Source organism: Microbacterium sp. SCN 71-21 (genome assembly GCF_001725695.1).
Taxonomy (GTDB): Bacteria; Actinomycetota; Actinomycetes; order Actinomycetales; family Microbacteriaceae; genus Microbacterium; species Microbacterium ginsengisoli.
Genome location: NZ_MEGA01000006.1, coordinates 1 through 17,987 on the forward strand (window position 1 = coordinate 1; position 17,987 = coordinate 17,987).

The window sequence follows — 17,987 nt, forward strand, 5'->3', positions numbered from 1 at the left end:
CGCCTCCTGAGGGGTGATGCGCGCGCGACGCGAGCTCAGGAACTCGCGCACCTCGGCGCGGATGTCGTGCATGCGTCCACGCTACGTCTCGCCGGTGCGGCGCGGGAGGTACTGGCGGTAGCCCCGCTACTTCGCGACGACGGTCGTCTCGAAGCTGTACATGTCGGGCCGGTAGCAGTGGTGGCCGTACTCGAGAGCACGGCCGGAGTTGTCGAAAGCGATGCGCTCCATCGTGAGCAGCGGGCCGCCGCGCTCGACATCGAGCAACTCGGCCTCATCGCCCTGCGCGCGCCGGGCGCCGATCTTCTGCTTGGCGATCTGGATCGTCACACCGCGCGCACGGAGGATCTGATAGAGCCCGCGATCCTGCAGCTGCTCGGTCGTGATGTCGGAGAACTCGATCGGGAGGTAGTTCTCGAGCACGGCCACGGGCACGCCGTCGGTGCTGCGCTGGCGGCGGATGAAGACGACGTCGGTGCCGACGGCCACCCCGAGACCCTCCGCGACCGGATCGGTCGCGGGCACGATCTCGTGGGCGAGCACGCGCGTGCCGGGCTCGTGGTGGCTGTTGCGGAGGTCCTCGTAGAGGCTCGTGAGCTCGACGGGGCGGGTGACCTGCCCCTGCACGACCTGGGTGCCGATCCCGCGGCGGCGCACGAGCAGGCCCTTGTCGACGAGCTCCTGGATCGCGCGCCGGATGGTCGGCCGGGAGAGACCGAGCCGTACGGCGATGGCGATCTCGTTCTCGAGACGGGCGCCGGCGGGGATCACGCCGTCGTGGATGGCGGCCTCGAGCCGGCTCGACACCTGGAAGTAGAGGGGCACCGGTCCCGTGCGGTCGAGGTCGGTGAACAGCTCTTCCGGCCAGTAGATCTCGTCGCTCGCCATCGCGCTCGCCGCCTCCTCTTCGGGGCTCACTCCCATGTCGCGACAATCTTACGTATGTCGACACATGTTCGGTGATATCGACGCGGAGCGGGGTGTTGCGGCATCCGAAGTGCCCCTTGCCGACAGGTCAACATGTGCTATTGTTAGGACATGCCGTCGACCAGGGCGGCGCAGGTTTCCGAAGAGAGTTGTACAGCGGAGTATGACGCAGAACACGGCACCCGAGATCCTCGCGATCGGTCGCCTCGGCGTGGACATCTATCCCCTTCAGGACGGTGTCGGGCTCGAGGATGTCGCGACGTTCGGCAAATACCTCGGCGGCAGCGCCGCCAACGTCGCGGTGGCCGCCGCACGCCACGGTCGGCGCTCGGGCCTCGTGAGCCGCGTCGGCCACGACCCGTTCGGTCGCTATCTGCTGCGTGAGCTCGACCGCCTCGGCGTCGACCCGCGGCTCGTCGCCGTGGATCCGGCGCTGAAGACCCCCGTCACCTTCTGCGAGATCTTCCCGCCCGACGACTTCCCGCTGTACTTCTACCGCGAGCCGAAGGCGCCCGACCTCAACATCGACGACGCGCAGCTCGACCTCGCCGCCGTGCGCGGAGCCGACGTGCTCTGGCTCACCGCGACCGGACTCACCCAGGAGCCCAGTCGCTCGGCGCACCACACCGCTCTCGCCGCACGCGACCGTGCCCGCCACACCGTGCTCGATCTCGACTACCGGCCCATGTTCTGGTCGGGTCCTGCCGCTGCGAGCGAGCAGATCGAGCCCGTCCTCGGCCAGGTCACGGTGGCCGTCGGCAACCGTGAGGAGTGCGAGGTCGCCGTCGGCGAGACCGATCCGCACCGCGCCGCCGACGCACTGCTCGAGCGGGGTGTCGAGATCGCGATCGTCAAGCAGGGACCGCGTGGCGTGCTCGCCAAGACCGCGGACGAGAGCGTCGAGGTCGCTCCCTACTTCGTGGATGTCGTCAACGGCCTCGGCGCGGGCGACGCCTTCGGCGGGGCGCTCTGTCATGGACTGCTGTCGGGGTGGAGCCTCGGGCGCATCGTGCGCTTCGCGAACGTCGCGGGTGCCATCGTCGCCTCGCGGCGCGAGTGCTCGACGGCGATGCCGACGACCGATGAGGTCGAGGCCGTACTCGAGAGGATCCGCTGAGATGGCCGCGCACACTCTGGGGGACGCGGACTTCGCCCGCGTGCGGGACATCCGCGCCCACCGGCCCGAATCGATTCGGACCGCCCTGGCCGACCGTGTCCGCCGGCCGCTGCTGCGCGGTGACGGGCGCCTGTTCATCGTCGCCGCCGACCACCCGGCGCGCGGCGCCCTCTCGGTCGGTGCCGACGCGCAGGCCATGGCCGACCGCTACGACCTGCTCGACCGCCTCGCGACCGCCCTGCAGCGGCCCGGCGTCGATGGCGTGCTCGGCACCCCTGATGTGATCGACGACCTCGCCGCCCTCGGCCTGCTCGACGACAAGATCGTCGTCGGCTCGATGAACCGCGGCGGGCTGCGCGGCGCCGCGTTCGAGATGGATGACCGCTTCACCGGCCACGACGTCGCGGGCATGGTGTCCGACGGCATCGACGTCGCCAAGACGCTGCTGCGTGTCAACTTCGCGGATGCCGCGACCGCCCCGACGCTCGAGACCACGGCGCACGCCGTGACCGAGGCCGCCGCCGCCCGACTGCCGATCATGCTCGAGCCGTTCATCAGCCGGTGGGTGGACGGACGGATCGTCAACGACCTGTCGACGGACGCAGTCATCCTCTCGATCGCCATCGCCCAGGGTCTCGGATCGACGAGTGCCTACACCTGGCTGAAGCTGCCGGTCGTCGACGACATGGAGCGGGTGATGGCGGCGACGACGCTGCCGACCCTGCTGCTCGGCGGAGACTCGGGGGCCGATCCCGACGAGACCTTCGCGTCCTGGGAGGTCGCGCTCGGACTTCCCGGGGTGCGGGGCCTTACCGTGGGCCGTACCCTGCTCTATCCGCCCGACGGTGACGTCGCCGCGGCCGTGGACATCGCGGCCGGCCTCGTGCACCCCGACCTGTGACCCCAACCGAGGAGAGTTCCGACATGAGCACCACTGTCTCCGCCCCCGCCGGCACCGCCGACGCCACCGATGTGCGTGTGATCTCGCACTGGATCGACGGCGCCGAACGCGTGTCGACGAGCGGCCGCACCGCCCCCGTCTACAACCCGGCTACGGGCGCCGTGAGCGCGCACGTCGCGCTCGCCGATCAGGCCGAGATCGACGAGGCGATCGCCTCCGCGCAGCGCGGTTTCGAGATCTGGAAGGATTACTCGATCGCGAAGCGCCAGACGGTGCTGTTCGCGTTCCGCGAGCTGCTCAACGCCCGCAAGGGCGAGCTCGCCCGCATCATCACCGCCGAGCACGGCAAGGTCGTCTCCGACGCGATCGGTGAGATCCTGCGCGGCCAGGAGGTCGTCGAGCTCGCGACCGGGTTCCCGCACCTCATCAAGGGTGCGTACTCCGAGAACGTCTCCACCGGCATCGACGTCTATTCGCTGCGTCAGCCCCTCGGCGTCGTCGGCATCATCTCGCCGTTCAACTTCCCGGCGATGGTGCCGATGTGGTTCTTCCCCATCGCGATCGCCGCCGGCAACGCCGTCGTCGTCAAGCCCAGCGAGAAGGACCCCTCCGCCTCGCTCTGGATCGCTCAGCTGTGGAAGGAGGCCGGACTTCCCGACGGCGTCTTCACGGTGCTCCAGGGAGACAAGCTCGCCGTCGACGGGCTGCTCACGAATCCTGTCGTGCAGTCGGTCTCCTTCGTCGGCTCGACTCCCATCGCGCAGTACATCTACGAGACCGCCTCGCGCAACGGCAAGCGCGTGCAGGCCCTCGGCGGCGCGAAGAACCACATGCTGGTGCTGCCCGACGCCGACCTCGACCTCGTCGCCGACCAGGCTGTCAACGCGGGCTACGGCGCCGCGGGCGAGCGCTGCATGGCGATCTCGGTCGTGCTGGCCGTCGAGCCGGTCGCCGACGAGCTGATCGCGAAGATCGTCGAGCGCATCGGCAAGCTCAAAATCGGCAACGGTGCGGGCGTCGACGGCGTCGAGCCCGACATGGGGCCGCTCATCACGGGTGTGCACCGCGACAAGGTGTCGTCGTACGTCGACATTGCCGAGCAGGATGGCGCCACCATCGTCGTCGACGGTCGCGGCTTCACCGTCGACGGTCACGAGGACGGCTTCTTCTTCGGTCCGACCCTGATCGACGAGATCCCGACGACTTCCCGCGCCTACCAGGAGGAGATCTTCGGCCCCGTGCTCGAGGTCGTGCGGATCCAGACGTTCCAGGAGGGTCTCGACCTCATCAACTCGGGCCAGTTCGGCAACGGCACCGCGATCTTCACCAACGACGGCGGCGCCGCACGGCGGTTCCAGAACGAGGTGCAGGTCGGCATGATCGGCATCAACGTGCCGATCCCCGTGCCGGTCGCCTACCACTCGTTCGGCGGCTGGAAGGCGTCGCTGTTCGGCGACGCGAAGGCCTACGGCGTGCACGGGTTCGACTTCTTCACCCGCGAGAAGGCCATCACGAGCCGCTGGCTCGACCCCGCAACCCACGGCGGCATCAACCTCGGGTTCCCGCAGAACACCTGATCCAGACCCGGATGCCGCGGCCCCGCCGATCTGGCCGCGGCATCCGCTCCTCTCCTCCCTCACGAAAGCAGCACTGCCATGCCCGCTCCCGACCAGCGCTGGTTCCACCGGCGCGGCGCCCTCGCCCGCGACGGGTGGGAGAGCGTCGTCGACGCCTCGACTCCCGGCTGGGCCCACACGGGCATCCGGGTGGCCGAGCTCGCCGCCGGCGACGTGCTCGCCCTCGATGAGCGCGACGTGGAGCGCATCGTGGTGCCGCTCGCGGGGAGCTTCCGGATCGAGACGGCGGACGCCGCCTACGACCTCGCCGGGCGGGCGAGCGTGTTCGACGGCCCTACCGACGTGCTCTACCTCGGCGCGGGCGCGGCCGCGACCCTGACGGGGAGCGGGCGCGTCGCCGTCGCCACCTCGCCGACGACCGAGCAGCGCCCGACGCGCCACATCGCCCGCAGCGATGTGCCCGTCGAGCTGCGGGGGGCGGGGGCATCCAGCCGCCAGGTGCACAACTTCGGCACCCCGCAGGCCCTCGACGCCGCGCGGCTGATCGTCTGCGAGGTGATCACCCCCGCCGAGAACTGGTCATCGTACCCGCCGCACAAGCACGACGAGCACGACCCCGGTCACGAGACCCGGCTCGAGGAGATCTACTACTTCGAGTCCGCGCCGGCGCGCGGCGCCGCCGGGGGAGCCGCGGCATCCGCCTTCGGCATGTTCTCGACCTACTCGTCTCCCGCGGGCGACATCGAGATCGACGCGATGGTGCACTCGGGCGACATCGCCCTGGTGCCCTACGGCTACCACGGCCCCGCGGTCGCGGCGCCCGGCTACGACCTCTACTACCTCAACGTGATGGCCGGCCCCGACCCCGATCGGGCCTGGCTCATCAGCGACGACCCCGCCCACGCCTGGGTGCGCAGCACCTGGGAGGGCCTCGAGATCGACCCGCGCCTGCCGTTCACCGCGGCCGGCGAGGAAGGCAGCACCCGATGAGCGCGACGAAGCGCATGACCGTCAGCCAGGCGCTGATCGAGTTCCTCGCCCACCAGTGGACGGTGGACGGCGACATCCGCGAACGCACCATCCCGGGCGTCTTCGGCATCTTCGGCCACGGCAACGTCGCGGGTGTCGGTCAGGCGCTCAAGCAGCTGAACGTCGAGCAGCCCGACCTGATGCCCTACTACCAGGCGCGCAACGAGCAGGCGATGGTGCATCAGTCGGTCGGCTACGCGCGCATCCACCGGCGCCGCGCCACGTTCGCCTCGGCCGCGTCGGTCGGGCCCGGCGCGACGAACATGCTCACCGGCGCCGCGCTCGCGACCACCAACCGTCTGCCCGCCCTGCTGCTGCCCTCCGACACGTTCGCGACCCGCGTCGCCGACCCGGTGCTGCAGCAGCTCGAGCAGCCCTGGGACATCGGGCTCACGGTCAACGACGCGTTCCGTCCGCTCTCGCGCTTCTTCGACCGCGTGCAGCGGCCCGAGCAGCTCTACTCGATCGCGCTCGCCGCCCTGCGCGTGCTGACAGACCCGGCCGAGACCGGCGCCGTCACGATCGCGCTGCCCGAGGACGTGCAGGCGGAGACCATCGACGTGCCCGTCGCGTTCCTCGCCGACCGCGAGTGGCACATCCGCCGGCCGCTCCCCGAGCGTGCCGCCCTCGCGCGCGCCGTCGCGGCGATCCGCTCCGCGGAGCGTCCTTTCCTCGTCGTCGGCGGCGGTGTGATCTACTCCGGGGCTGAGGAGCACCTGCGCGCGCTCGTCGAGGCCACCGGCATCCCGGTCGGAACCACGCAGGCGGGCGGCGGCGCGCTCGCCTTCGACCACCCGCAGTACCTGGGCGGGGTCGGGGCGACCGGAACGACCGCGGCGAACCGGCTCGCGGCAGAGGCCGATGTCATCATCGGCATCGGCACGCGGTACAGCGACTTCACGACCGCCTCGCGCACGGCCTTCCAGAACCCGGACGTGCGCTTCGTCAACATCAACATCGCCTCCTTCGACGCCTACAAGCACGGCACGCAGATCGCCGTCGTCGCCGACGCGCGCGAGACCCTCGCGGAGCTCGCGATCGAGCTCGAGGGCTTCGAGGTGTCGGCCGAGTACGCTGCGCGCACCGCGCAGGAGAAGGGCGTCTGGGATGCCGCGGTCGACCGTGCGCTCGCCGCGACCGACGCGCCGCGTCCCGGCCAGCCCGAGATCATCGGCGCCGTGCAGTCGGCGTCGGCCCCGGCGGATGTCATCGTGCAGGCCGCCGGTTCGCTGCCGGGAGATCTCCACAAGCTGTGGCGGGTGCGCGATCCGCTCGGGTACCACGTCGAATACGCGTTCTCGACGATGGGATACGAGATCGCGGGCGGCCTCGGCGTCAAGCGCGGGCTCGACGCCCTCGACGACGACCGCGACGTCATCGTCATGGTCGGCGACGGGTCGTACCTCATGCTCAACTCCGAACTGGTCACGGCGGTCGCCGAGGGCATCAAGATCATCGTCGTGCTCGTGCAGAACCACGGCTACGCGTCGATCGGCCACCTGTCCGAGACCGTCGGGTCCGACCGCTTCGGCACGAAGTACCGCACCTACGACGCCGACGCACGCAACTTCCAGGGCGACCAGGTGCTGCCGGTCGACCTGGCGGCGAACGCCCGCAGCTACGGGCTCGACGTCGTCGAGATCGCCCCCGGCGCCACCGCGACCGCCGATCTTCACGCCGCCGTCGTCGCGGCCAAGGCGAGCACCCGGTCGACGCTGATCCACATCGAGAGCGATCCTCTCGTCTACGCCCCGGACGGCGAGGGCTGGTGGGACGTGCCGATCCCGGCTGTCTCCACCCTGCCGTCCACCCAGCGCGCACGCGCCGCATACGAGGAGCAGCGTCGGGCCCAGCGCCCGCTGCTCGGAGAGGAAGGTGGGCGATGAAGGCCACCGTCGCCGGAGCACCCGTCAGTTTCGGAGTGTTCGAGCTCACCCCCGAGGGTGCCGAGACCCTCAGTCCCGACGCGATGCTGCGCATCCTCGCCGACTCCGACTACCGGGGCGTCGACCTGGGTCCCCTCGGCTTCCTCGGCGAGGGAGACGTGCTGCGTCGCCGTCTCGCCGAGTACGACCTGTCGCTCGCCGGCGGGTGGGTGCAGCTGCCGTTCTCCGACGACGATGCGTTCGCCGCCAGCATCCCGTCGCTGCACGCCGCCCTCCGGGTGTTCTCGGATGCCGCGGCCGCCGGGCCCGCGCGACTGCCGCTGCCCACCCTCGCCGACGACGGGTCGGTCGCCCGCCGCGGCGCCCCGGGGCGCGGCGAGGAGGTCGACCCCCTCGCGGAGGCGGCCTGGGAGCGTCTGATCGCGAACGCGGAGCGCGCCGCCGACATCGTGCGGGCTGCGGGCTTCGAGCCGACGTTCCACCACCACGCCGGCACGTTCGTGGAGTCGCCCGCGGAGATCGACCGGTTCCTCGCGAACGTGAACGTCGACCTCACCCTCGACACCGGGCACCTGTTCATCGCGGGCGGCGACCCGGCCGACGCGGTGCGCCGCTGGGGGTCCCGCATCAACCACCTCCACCTGAAGGATGTCGATCTCGCCGAGCTGCGCCGTGTGCTCGCGGCCGGCGGCGGCATGCCCGAGGTGTGGTCGTCGGGGTCGTTCGTGGCGTTCGGGCGCGGCGACGTCGACCTTGCCGCGGTGATGGACGCCATCGCCGCGCAGGATTACGACGGATGGATCGTCGTCGAGCAGGACGTGCTCAACGGCCCGGATGTCTCCCTCTCGGCGTTCCAGCGCGACCGTGCCGCCGACCAGCAGATCAACCGCGACGCCCTGCGCATCTGGGCCTGAGACCTTCGAGGACACCACCATGACGACCCCTCTCCGCTTCGGTCTGATCGGCACCGGCCGGATCGGCCAGGTGCACGCAGCGAGCATCGCCGCCGATGCCGACGCCGTGCTGGCGCGCGTCGCCGACCCCTTCATCGACGGCGCCCGCGCCGTCGCCGAGACGTACGGCGCGATCGCGACCGCTGACGCCGAGGAGCTGTTCACCGCCGGCGACCTAGACGCGGTGCTCATCGCGTCCCCGACGCCGACGCACGTCGACCTGATCGCCCGTGCGATCGACGCGGGCATCGCCGCGCTGTGCGAGAAGCCGATCGATCTCGACATCGCCCGCGTCGACGCGCTGCGCCCCCGCGTCGCGGCATCCGGCGTGCCGGTCGCGCTCGGCTTCAACCGTCGCTTCGACCCGGCGTTCGCCGAGGTGCGGGCACGGGTCGACGCGGGCGAGATCGGTGCGCTCGAGCAGCTGTCGATCATCAGCCGCGACCCGTCGGCACCGCCCGCCGCCTACGTCGCCATCTCGGGCGGCATCTTCCGCGACATGACGATCCACGACTTCGACATGGCGCGCTTCTTCCTGCCCGACATCGTCGAGGTGAGCGCGACGGGCACCACCACCTTCGACCCGGGCGCCCGCGAGCACGGCGACTTCGACACGGCCGTCATCACGCTGCGGTCCGCCTCGGGGGCGATCGTCTCGATCACGAACTCCCGCCACAGCGCGGTCGGATACGACCAGCGCATCGAGGCGTTCGGTGAGCTCGGCTCGCTGTCGGTCGCCAACATGCCCACGAGCCTCGTGAGCGTCTCGGGCGCCGCCGCCGTCGAAGCCCGTCCGCCGTATCAGAGCTTCTTCCTCGAGCGTTACGCCGACGCCTATGCGGCGGAGCTGCACGAGTTCATCAAGCTCGCCCGCGGCGAGGCGTCCACCAGCCCCACCTTCGAGGACGGCCGTGCGGCGCTCGTTCTCGCCGACGCGGCGCAGCGCTCGGCGACCGAGCGCGTCATCGTGCCTGTCGACCTTTCCTGACCCCCGAGGATCCACCATGACCATCGACACCGACGCCCCGCTCGCCCGCGCGGCCGCGACCACCCCCACCTCGCTCTGGAACGACTCGGCCGACCCCGACGAGCTCGCGCAGTCCATCGCCTTCGGCGCGGTCGGAGCCACCTGCAATCCGGTCATCGCGCTGACCGCGATCACCAAGCGACCGGATGTCTGGGGTCCCCGCCTGCGCGAGCTCGCCGACGAGCATCCGACGTGGGGCGAGTCGGAGCTCGGGTGGGCGGCGGTGCGCGAGCTGTCGGTGGCCGCGGCGCGGCTGCTCGAACCGGCCTTCGCCGCCAGCGGCGGACGCAACGGGCGACTGTCGATCCAGACCGACCCGCGGCTCCACCGCGATCGCGATGCCCTCGTCGCCCAGGCGGTCGAGTTCTCGACGCTCGCGCCGAACATCATCGTGAAGATCCCCGCGACCGCGACGGGCGTGGCCGCGATGGAGGAGGCCGCGTACCGCGGCGTCAGCATCAACGCGACGCTGAGCTTCACGGTGCCGCAGGCGCTCGCCGTCGGAGCAGCGCTCGAGCGAGCACTCGACCGGCGTGCGGCCGACGGGCTCGAGGAGCGCGAGTTCGGTCACGTCGTCACGATCATGGGCGGTCGTCTCGATGACTGGCTGAAGAAGTGGGCGAACGCGCAGCGGATCCTCACCACCCCCGGGGTGCTCGACTGGGCGGGAGTGGCAGCTCTCAAGCGGGCGCATCACCTCTTCCGGGAGCGGGGATACCGCAGCCGCATCCTCTCGGCGGCCTTCCGCAACGCGCTGCAGTGGTCGGAGCTGGTCGGGGGCGACCTCGTCGTCTCGCCGCCGTTCGACTGGCAGGCTCGCATCAACGAGAACCGCATCGCGGTGGCCGACCGCATCGACGTGCCGGTTGCGGCGGACATCCTCGCCGAGCTCGAGACGCTCAGCGAGTTCCGGCGCGCGTACGAGCCCGACGGGCTCGCGCCGGAGGAGTTCGCGACGTTCGGCGCCTCCCGCAACACCCTGCGGCAGTTCCTCGAGGCCGACGCCCAGCTCGACGCGCTCGTGCGCGACATCCTCGTGCCGGCGGCCTGAGATGCCCGTCCGTCTCGCGGCCTCCGCGGAGATGCTCTTCCGCGACCTCCCGTTCGTCGATCGGGTGCGCCGCATCCACGAACTCGGCTTCGAGGTCGAGATCTGGGACTGGAGCACGAAGGACCTCTCGGAGCTGGCCGCCACGGGTGCCACCTTCTCGTCGATGACGGGATATCTGCGCGGCGACCTCACGACGCCGCACGGCATCGCCGAACTGCTCGCGACTGCCGAAGAGTCCCTTCGGGCCGCTGAGCTCATCGACTCGCCGCGGTTGAACCTCCACGGCACGGGACTCGACCCGAACGGGTTGCCCGTCGTGCCGCACGACGTCGTCACCGGCGCCGAGTGGCTGATCGCGGCCGACACGCTCAGCCGTCTCGCCGAGCTCGGGGAGCGCGCCGGGCGGGTGTTCACACTCGAGAACCTCAACACCGCCGTCGACCACCCGGGCACACCTTTCGCCCGCGCCGAGGACACCCTCGCGCTCGTCTCCGCGGTCGACAGCCCCGGGCTGCGACTCAACCTCGACCTCTACCACGCGCAGATCGGCGAGGGGAACCTCATCGAGCTCGTGCGTCGCGCGCAGCCCTGGATCGGCGAGATCCAGGTGGCGGACGTCCCGGGTCGACAGGAGCCGGGGACGGGTGAGATCAACTACCGTGCGATCGGCGATGCGCTCGCCGCGATCGCGTATGACGGCGTGGTGGGGCTGGAGAGTTGGGCGAGCGGATCGAGCGACGACGCTCTCGACGCCTTCCGACGCGCCTTCGCCTGAGCTGATGACGAGAGGGGCCGGTGAGCGGTTCGCTCACCGGCCCCTCTCGTCATGCCTCAGCCGAACGTGGTCTCGCCGTCGACCTCGGGCACCTCGACCCAGCCGCCGGTCTCCGCGGAGCGCAGCGCCGCGGAGACGATCTCGGCGGCGGCCCAGGCGTCGGCGGCGGAGGGGGCGAGCTGCGTGCCTGTTGCCACCGAGCGCAGGAACAGCGATGCCTCGATCGCCTTGAGGTCGTCGAATCCCATGCTCGTGCCGACGCCGGGCTGGAATCGTGAGAAGTCACCGAACTCGGGACCTGCCATGACCGTGCGATAGCCCGACGGATCGTCGGCGATCTGCAGTTCATTCAGGCGCTGGAAGTCCCACCGCAGGGAGCCCTTGGTGCCGTACACCTCGAGCACGTACTCGGCACGCGGACCGATCGCGACGCGGCTGGACTCGAGCACACCGACGGCGCCTCCCTCGAATCGCGCGAGAAGTGCGGCGTAGTCCTCGTTCTCGACGGCGCCGCGGGGGCCGTCCTCGGAACCCTTCGAGAAGTGGCTGGCGGCACCCGCTGCCGGGAGGGGGCGCTCGGGGATGAAGGTCGCCGTCAGCCCGTTCACCGAGGTGATGCGCCCCACGACGTACTGGGCGAGGTCGGCACCGTGGGAGAGCAGATCGCCCAGGACTCCGGAGCCGGCGCGGGCGGTGAGGAACCGCCAGGTCAGGGCTCCGGCGGGGTCGGCCGAGTAATCGGCGAGGAACGAGACCCGCACGTTCGTGATCGTGCCGATGGCCCCCGAGCGCACCAGCTCGCGCGCGCGGGCGACGGCGGGCACGTGCCGGTAGTTGAATCCCACCGACGTGACCAGTCCAGCTGATTCGGCACGCTCGGCGATCTCGCGGGACTCGACAGCACCGCGTCCCATGGGCTTCTCGATCCAGAACGGCTTTCCCGCCTCGATGGCGGCGAGGGCGATCTCGTGGTGGAGGAAGTTCGGCGAGCAGATCGACACCACGTCGACCTCCGGGTCGGCCAGCACCTCGCTGTAGTCGGCGACGGTGCGGTCGAATCCGAGAACGTCGGTCGCGTACTCGCGTCCGCCGGCATCAGGGTCGGCGGCCACGACGAGGCGCGGCGCATAGGTCAGGTCGGGGTAGTGCTGGCCGGCGGCGAGGTAGGAGCGGGCATGCAGCCGTCCCATCCACCCGACGGAGATCAGGCCTACGCCGAGCGGCGTGCGCGTGGTCATCTCGGTCCTCCTTTGGATCGACATCGGCGCGCGGGCGGGGTTCCCGCGCGAGTCTGTGGCCAGCCTACGCGCTAGTTGACAGAATGTAAGAACAAATTGTCGAGAAATGCTGGACATCGTTCATTTGATCGGACATACTCTCATTCACGGGTCGGTCCCAGAGCCCGTCCGCACTCACTCAACGAAGAGAAGGAGCACCAGAGTTGGTCAAGAAGAAGCTCGCCATCATGGCGGCAGGCGTGGCGGTCCTCGCTCTCGCCCTCGCAGGTTGTTCGGGGAAGGCCTCGAGCAGCTCAACCGCAGACGCGGCGAACGCGTCGATCAAGATCTGCATCTACACGCACGGTGACGGCGGGACCTTCTGGTCCGTCGTGCAGAAGGGAGCGGAGGACGCCGCCAAGCAGCTCGGCGTCACGCTGGACTACCAGGGCTCGTCGAACGACTCCGCCAAGCAGGCCTCGACGATCTCCGCCGGAGTCAAGGGCGGCTGCTCGGCGATCGGCGCATCGGCTCCGGACCCGGGCGCCATCAAGGACGCGATGCTCGCGGCGAAGGCGGCGAACCTGCCGACCCTCACCCTGAACTCGGGTTCGGATGTCTACAAGGATCTCGGCGCCTTCACCCACGTCGGTCAGGACGAGACCGTGGCGGGTGAGCAGGCGGGTCTGAAGTTCAACGACCTCGGCCTCAAGAAGATCCTCTGCCCGATCCAGGAGGCCGCGAACTCCGGGCTCACCGATCGATGCAACGGCGCCGCGAAGACCTTCAAGGGCACCGTGCAGCAGTTCAACGTCGACGGCGCGCTCGCCGACCTGACCGGTGCAGAGGCGAAGATCCAGGCGGCCCTCCAGGCCGACCCGACGATCGACGGCGTGTTCGCCCTCAACGCCGACGTCGCCACGGGAGCCGTGCTCCCCGCCGTGCAGGCCGTCAACCCGAAGATCGTCGTCGGCACCGTCGACCTGTCGAACGACGCCCTCAAGGCGATCAGCGCGGGCACGCTCGCCTTCGCGATCGACCAGCAGCAGTACGCGCAGGGCTTCCTCGCCGTGCAGCTCCTGTACTTGGCCGTGAAGGACGCGATCGAGGTCGGTGGCGGCAACCCCGTCTACACCGGTCCGGCGTTCGTCACCAAGGACAACGTCCAGGCGGTCCAGGCTTCGGTCCAGGCCGGCACCCGCTAGTCCCTCCGGGCGGCGCGTTCGTCACCATGACGGGCGCGCCGCCCTTCTTCAGAGAGCAGCCACAACATGTCTTTCCTCACGAACACGAGCAACATCGCGGTCGATGAACGCGTGAGCCGCACCCCCTGGTACCTCAAGACGCTCCGCCGCCCCGAGCTCGGCGCACTGATCGGCGCGGTCGCGATCTTCCTCCTCTTCACCTTCGTCGACACGACCGGCAAGTTCGCGACCCTCGAGGGCGCGGCCGGCTGGACCGACTTCGCGGCCCCCGTCGGCATCGTCGCGGTCTTCGTCGCACTCCTCATGATCGGCGGCGAGTTCGACCTCTCCTCGGGCGTCATGGTCGGAACGTCGGGCCTGTTCGCGGGTCTGCTGATCACTCAGCTCGGCTGGAACGTCTGGGCCGCCATCGCGGCCACCGTCGTCATGGCCGCCGTGATCGGCTTCATCAACGGCATCCTGGTGATCCGCACCGCGCTCCCGTCCTTCATCGTCACCCTCGGCACCTTCTTCGTGCTCAAGGGCGCGAACCTCGCCATCACGAAGGGTCTCACCGGCACGGTCCGCGTCTCGGGCGTCGACCAGGGGGATGGGTTCGACTCCGCCAGGTCGCTGTTCTCCTCGACCTTCGACGTCGCCGGCACCCAGTTCCAGATCTCCCTGGTGTGGTGGCTCGTGATCACGATCTTCGCGACGCTTCTGCTCACCCGCACGGTCTTCGGCAACTGGATCTTCGCCTCGGGCGGCGACGCGAACGCCGCGCGCAACGCCGGCGTCCCGGTGAACCGCACCAAGATCACCCTGTTCGTGATGACCTCGGTGTCCGCATCGCTCGTCGGCATCATGTTCCTGCTGCGTCTTCGCGGCATGCAGGCCGGCCAGGGTGTCGGCCAGGAGTTCTACTACATCATCGCCGCGGCGGTGGGCGGCACGCTCCTCACCGGTGGCGCCGGCTCCGCGATCGGAGCCTCGATCGGTGCGCTGATCATGGGCTTCGCGGCCATCGGCATCCCCTACGCGCTCTGGGACCAGGACTGGGTGTCGACGTTCCTCGGCGTCATCCTCTTCTCCGCCGTGCTGATCAACATCACCATCTCGCGTCGCGCCCAGGGAGGTCGCAAGAAATGAGCACCGTCAACGAGCCTCAGGACGAGACGAACGCGGTCGCCGACCAGGAGATCGTCGCGGCCGTCGAAGAAGCCGCGGCCGAGAACGCGCACGAGCTTCCCACCGGAGTTCAGGCCGCCCTCGAGTTGAAGAAGGTCGGCAAGACCTTCGGCAGCGTGATCGCTCTGCGCGACATCAGCCTCCGTGTCGACCCGGGCACCGTCACGTGCGTCCTCGGCGACAACGGCGCCGGCAAGTCCACGCTGATCAAGATCCTGTCGGGCGTCCACAAGCCGAGCTCGGGCTCCGTCACGCTCGACGGCGAGCCGGTCGAGTTCTCGTCGCCGCGCGATGCGCTCGGGCGCGGAATCGCGACGGTGTTCCAGGACCTCGCCACGGTTCCCCTGATGTCGATCTGGCGCAACTTCTTCCTCGGCAACGAGCCCGTCAGCGGCCCGAAGGCTCTCGGACTCCTCTCGGTGAAGAACGCCAAGGACGTCACGAAGTCCGCCCTCAAGCAGATGGGAATCGACCTGCGCGACACCGACCAGCCGATCGGCACGCTCTCGGGCGGTGAGCGCCAGGCCGTCGCGATCGCCCGGGCCGTGCACTTCGGTGCCAAGGTGCTCATCCTCGACGAGCCGACGAGCGCTCTCGGTGTGCGTCAGTCGGGCATCGTGCTGAAGTACATCCTCGCGGCACGCGACCGCGGCGTCGCCGTCGTGTTCATCACGCACAACCCGCACCACGCCTTCATGGTCGGCGACCGGTTCTACCTGCTCAACCGCGGCCGGCTGCTCGCGGAGTTCGAGCGGGGCAAGGTGCAGCTCGAGGAACTCATCCAGGCGATGGCCGGCGGTGCCGAGCTCGAGTCCCTCGCCCACGAGATCTCGTCGATCCGCGCCTGATCGCGCTGCCGTTCCCAGAAGCACGAACCCCCTCCCCGAATCGGGGAGGGGGTTCGTTGTTCCCGGAGGTCAGGCGACCGGGACGGGGCCTCGCGTGCGTGCCGACTCGAACGCCGCACCGACGACGTTCATCATCGCTGTGGCGGTGGCGAAGTCCGTGTCGATCGGCGTGCCGTTCGTGATGGCCCGGAGGAACTCCTGGATCTCCGCGACGAACGCCTCGGCGTAGCCGGTGCCCACGCCGGCGCCCGGCATGGCGGCGACATCCGAGAAGTACGGGTGTGCAGGCCCGGTGAAGATGCGGCGCGGACCGTTGTAGGCGGCCGGCGACGTCGCGTTCTCGAAGAGGTGGAACTCGCCCGCCGAGATCGAGTCGAACACGGCGCTGCCCGCGGAGCCGAACACCTCGACGCCGAGCGAATTCGGAACCCCCGCGGCGATGCGGCTGAGCGCGATCTGCCCGATGGCGCCCGAGTCGAGCGTCACCCCGAGCAGAGCGACGTCGTCATTGGTGACCGCTCCCTTCTCGGACGATCCGGATGCCCCGTGGCCGATCGCGCCCGCGGTCGCCAGGGGTCGCTCGGTGATCACGGTGCGCAGCGACGCGCTCGAGACCTCCGCGATGCGTCCGGCGACGAACTGCACGGCGTCGATCGCGTGGGCGCCGATGTCGAGCAGCGCGCCGCCGCCCGACTGCTCCTGCGAGAAGCGCCACGAGAGCGCGCCGGCCGGGTCGGCCGCGTAGTCGGCGTTGTACCAGCCGCGCACGGTGTGGATGTCTCCGACGAGCCCGTCGGCGACCGCACGCGCGAGTGCGGCGAGGCCGGGCAGTCGGCGGAACGAGAAGCCGACACCGGTCACGGCGGGCGAGGCCTCGGCCAGCGCCTGCAGGTGCGACGACTCCGCCGGGGTGCGACCGATGGGCTTCTCGGCGAAGACGTGCTTGCCGGAGGCGAGCACCTTGGGCAGCACCTCGGCGTGCAGGAAGTTCGGAAGCGCGACGCTAATGGCGTCGACGTCGCTCGCGATGAACGCGTCGACGTCGGCGGTGGCGCTCGCGAACCCGTAGCGGTCCGCGACCGACTGGGCGAGGGCGAGGTTGGGGTCGGCGATGGCGACGAGCTCGACTGAGAGCGGCGAGCTGGTCGCCATCATCGCGTTGCGGTAGCCGAAGGCGTGCGCCTGGCCGGCCATTCCGGCGCCGATGACGCCGACACGAATGGGGGTGGACATGGGTGGTTCTCCTTGGGTGATGGGTGTCGAGGCGGGGTCAGCGGAAGCGTGCGGGGCCGCCGCATCCGGTGATGTACTCGCGCGTGCGTCGCGCGATCTGGAGGGGTGCGGCGAAGTCGCCGACGGGGTACATGTCCTGCTCGATGATCGCGAACACGCCCGGGTGGGCGAGGGCGGCCTCGTGCAGCACAGGTCCGTAGTCAGGCACGCCGTGGGGCGGCTCGACCATGACGCCGCGGGTGACGGCCTCGACGAACGAGATCTCGTTCTTGAGCACGTGCGCCAGCAGGTCGGGCTCGACCTGCTTGAGGTGCAGGTAGCCGATGCGGTCGGGGAAGGCCCGGATGAGGCGCACGCTGTCGCCCCAGTAGTACGCGAGGTGCCCGGTGTCCAGGCACAGGTTCGTGTACCGCGGGTCGGTGTTCTCGACCAGGCGCACCACCTCGAGGTACGAGCCGATGGGGCTCTCGGCGTGGGAGTGGAACTGCTGGCGGAGGCCGAACTCCTCCCAGAGGCGCTTGCCGATCTCGTCGTGCCCGGCTGTGAAGGTGCCCCATTCGTCGGCCGTGAAGGTGCGGGCGCCCACGACGTCGTCGTTCGCGTCGCGCTCCCACAGGCCGGGGATGGTGATCACGTGCTCACCGCCGAGCGCGGTGACCAGTCGCGCCACCTCGGTGACGTCGCGCCACGCGTTCTCGACCTCCTCCGGCGACCGGTGCAGGTGGGTGAACACGGTTCCCGCCGAGAGGGCGAGGTCGTGGGCCGCGAAGTCGTCGGCGAGGGCGGATGCCTCGGTGCCGAGGTAGCCGTAGGGGCCGAGCTCGGTCCAGTGGTAGCCGGCCTCCTGTACTTCGCGCAGGTACTGCTCGGGAGGGGGCTGGCGGTCGTCGACGGCGTTCCAGACGCCCCAGGAGTCGGGGGCGATGCCGACGCGTGGAGCGGCGACGTCGTTGTCAGGGGTGCTCACCGGCACTCCTTTCGGGTTGTTATTGTACGGACAAAGGGTAATCTAGAGCGCTCTAGGTCTGTGTGCAAGAGCGACGGCGGGCGATGCTCGTCGTGAGAGGAGTGGGC

At 70.0% G+C, this 17,987-nt stretch carries 16 protein-coding genes; 12 read left to right on the top strand and 4 right to left on the bottom strand.

Annotation, left to right across the window (positions count from 1 at the left end; all coding sequences use genetic code 11):
• Window positions 1-126: 126 nt before the first annotated feature.
• Window positions 127-888, bottom strand: a complete 762-nt coding sequence (locus ABT08_RS01540; RefSeq protein WP_056207643.1) for a GntR family transcriptional regulator — start codon at window positions 886-888, stop codon at window positions 127-129.
• Between the two features lie 202 nt (window positions 889-1,090).
• On the opposite strand from ABT08_RS01540, the gene iolC reads away from it, so the two are divergent.
• The 9 genes from iolC to ABT08_RS01585 all read left to right on the top strand — a co-directional run bounded on the left by iolC (window position 1,091) and on the right by ABT08_RS01585 (window position 11,243).
• The gene (iolC, locus tag ABT08_RS01545) at window positions 1,091-2,044 is read left to right on the top strand and encodes a 5-dehydro-2-deoxygluconokinase (RefSeq protein ID WP_056519374.1); all 954 of its coding nucleotides are present in this window, start codon (window positions 1,091-1,093) and stop codon (window positions 2,042-2,044) included.
• Window position 2,045: 1 nt separating this feature from the next.
• Window positions 2,046-2,945 (top strand): Cgl0159 family (beta/alpha)8-fold protein, encoded by a 900-nt coding sequence (locus ABT08_RS01550; protein ID WP_045247790.1) that lies wholly within the window; start codon window positions 2,046-2,048, stop codon window positions 2,943-2,945.
• A 23-nt stretch (window positions 2,946-2,968) separates the two neighbouring features.
• A complete protein-coding gene (locus tag ABT08_RS01555) occupies window positions 2,969-4,522 on the top strand; it encodes a CoA-acylating methylmalonate-semialdehyde dehydrogenase (RefSeq protein ID WP_288113772.1) in 1,554 nt (517 codons plus the stop codon).
• A gap of 78 nt (window positions 4,523-4,600) precedes the next feature.
• Window positions 4,601-5,512 (top strand): 5-deoxy-glucuronate isomerase, encoded by a 912-nt coding sequence (gene iolB, locus ABT08_RS01560; protein ID WP_288113773.1) that lies wholly within the window; start codon window positions 4,601-4,603, stop codon window positions 5,510-5,512.
• Window positions 5,509-7,437 (top strand): 3D-(3,5/4)-trihydroxycyclohexane-1,2-dione acylhydrolase (decyclizing), encoded by a 1,929-nt coding sequence (gene iolD, locus ABT08_RS01565; RefSeq protein ID WP_288113774.1) that lies wholly within the window; start codon window positions 5,509-5,511, stop codon window positions 7,435-7,437. Before iolB ends, iolD begins: the two co-directional genes overlap by 4 nt.
• On the top strand, window positions 7,434-8,351 hold the full coding sequence (locus ABT08_RS01570) for a sugar phosphate isomerase/epimerase family protein (protein ID WP_045247794.1): 918 nt from the start codon (window positions 7,434-7,436) through the stop codon (window positions 8,349-8,351). The genes iolD and ABT08_RS01570 overlap by 4 nt, the downstream gene beginning before the upstream one ends.
• 19 nt (window positions 8,352-8,370) lie before the next feature.
• On the top strand, window positions 8,371-9,378 hold the full coding sequence (gene iolG, locus ABT08_RS01575; RefSeq protein ID WP_045247795.1) for an inositol 2-dehydrogenase: 1,008 nt from the start codon (window positions 8,371-8,373) through the stop codon (window positions 9,376-9,378).
• Window positions 9,379-9,394: 16 nt separating this feature from the next.
• Window positions 9,395-10,468, top strand: a complete 1,074-nt coding sequence (locus ABT08_RS01580; protein WP_056207623.1) for a transaldolase family protein — start codon at window positions 9,395-9,397, stop codon at window positions 10,466-10,468.
• 1 nt (window position 10,469) lies between these two features.
• Window positions 10,470-11,243, top strand: coding sequence for a TIM barrel protein (locus ABT08_RS01585; RefSeq protein WP_056519387.1), 774 nt, complete (start codon window positions 10,470-10,472; stop codon window positions 11,241-11,243).
• Window positions 11,244-11,299: 56 nt separating this feature from the next.
• Here the strand turns inward: ABT08_RS01585 and ABT08_RS01590 are convergent, their stop codons facing one another.
• Window positions 11,300-12,481 (bottom strand): Gfo/Idh/MocA family protein, encoded by a 1,182-nt coding sequence (locus ABT08_RS01590; protein WP_045247798.1) that lies wholly within the window; start codon window positions 12,479-12,481, stop codon window positions 11,300-11,302.
• Between the two features lie 203 nt (window positions 12,482-12,684).
• Here ABT08_RS01590 and ABT08_RS01595 point away from each other — a divergent pair, with 203 nt between their 5' ends.
• The 3 genes from ABT08_RS01595 to ABT08_RS01605 all read left to right on the top strand — a co-directional run bounded on the left by ABT08_RS01595 (window position 12,685) and on the right by ABT08_RS01605 (window position 15,680).
• Window positions 12,685-13,665 carry a substrate-binding domain-containing protein gene (locus ABT08_RS01595; RefSeq protein WP_048809011.1) on the top strand — a complete coding sequence of 327 codons (981 nt, stop codon included), beginning with the start codon at window positions 12,685-12,687 and terminating at the stop codon, window positions 13,663-13,665.
• Window positions 13,666-13,731: 66 nt separating this feature from the next.
• The gene (locus ABT08_RS01600) at window positions 13,732-14,793 is read left to right on the top strand and encodes an ABC transporter permease (RefSeq protein ID WP_045247799.1); all 1,062 of its coding nucleotides are present in this window, start codon (window positions 13,732-13,734) and stop codon (window positions 14,791-14,793) included.
• On the top strand, window positions 14,790-15,680 hold the full coding sequence (locus ABT08_RS01605) for an ATP-binding cassette domain-containing protein (protein ID WP_048809012.1): 891 nt from the start codon (window positions 14,790-14,792) through the stop codon (window positions 15,678-15,680). The genes ABT08_RS01600 and ABT08_RS01605 overlap by 4 nt, the downstream gene beginning before the upstream one ends.
• 69 nt (window positions 15,681-15,749) lie before the next feature.
• On the opposite strand, the gene ABT08_RS01610 is transcribed toward ABT08_RS01605, so the two are convergent.
• Together ABT08_RS01610 and ABT08_RS01615 are read right to left on the bottom strand one after the other, a co-directional pair.
• Window positions 15,750-16,913, bottom strand: coding sequence for a Gfo/Idh/MocA family protein (locus ABT08_RS01610; protein ID WP_056207615.1), 1,164 nt, complete (start codon window positions 16,911-16,913; stop codon window positions 15,750-15,752).
• Window positions 16,914-16,950: 37 nt separating this feature from the next.
• Entirely contained in the window at window positions 16,951-17,880 is a 930-nt protein-coding gene (locus ABT08_RS01615; RefSeq protein WP_045247801.1) for a sugar phosphate isomerase/epimerase family protein, read from the bottom strand.
• Window positions 17,881-17,987: the final 107 nt, after the last annotated feature.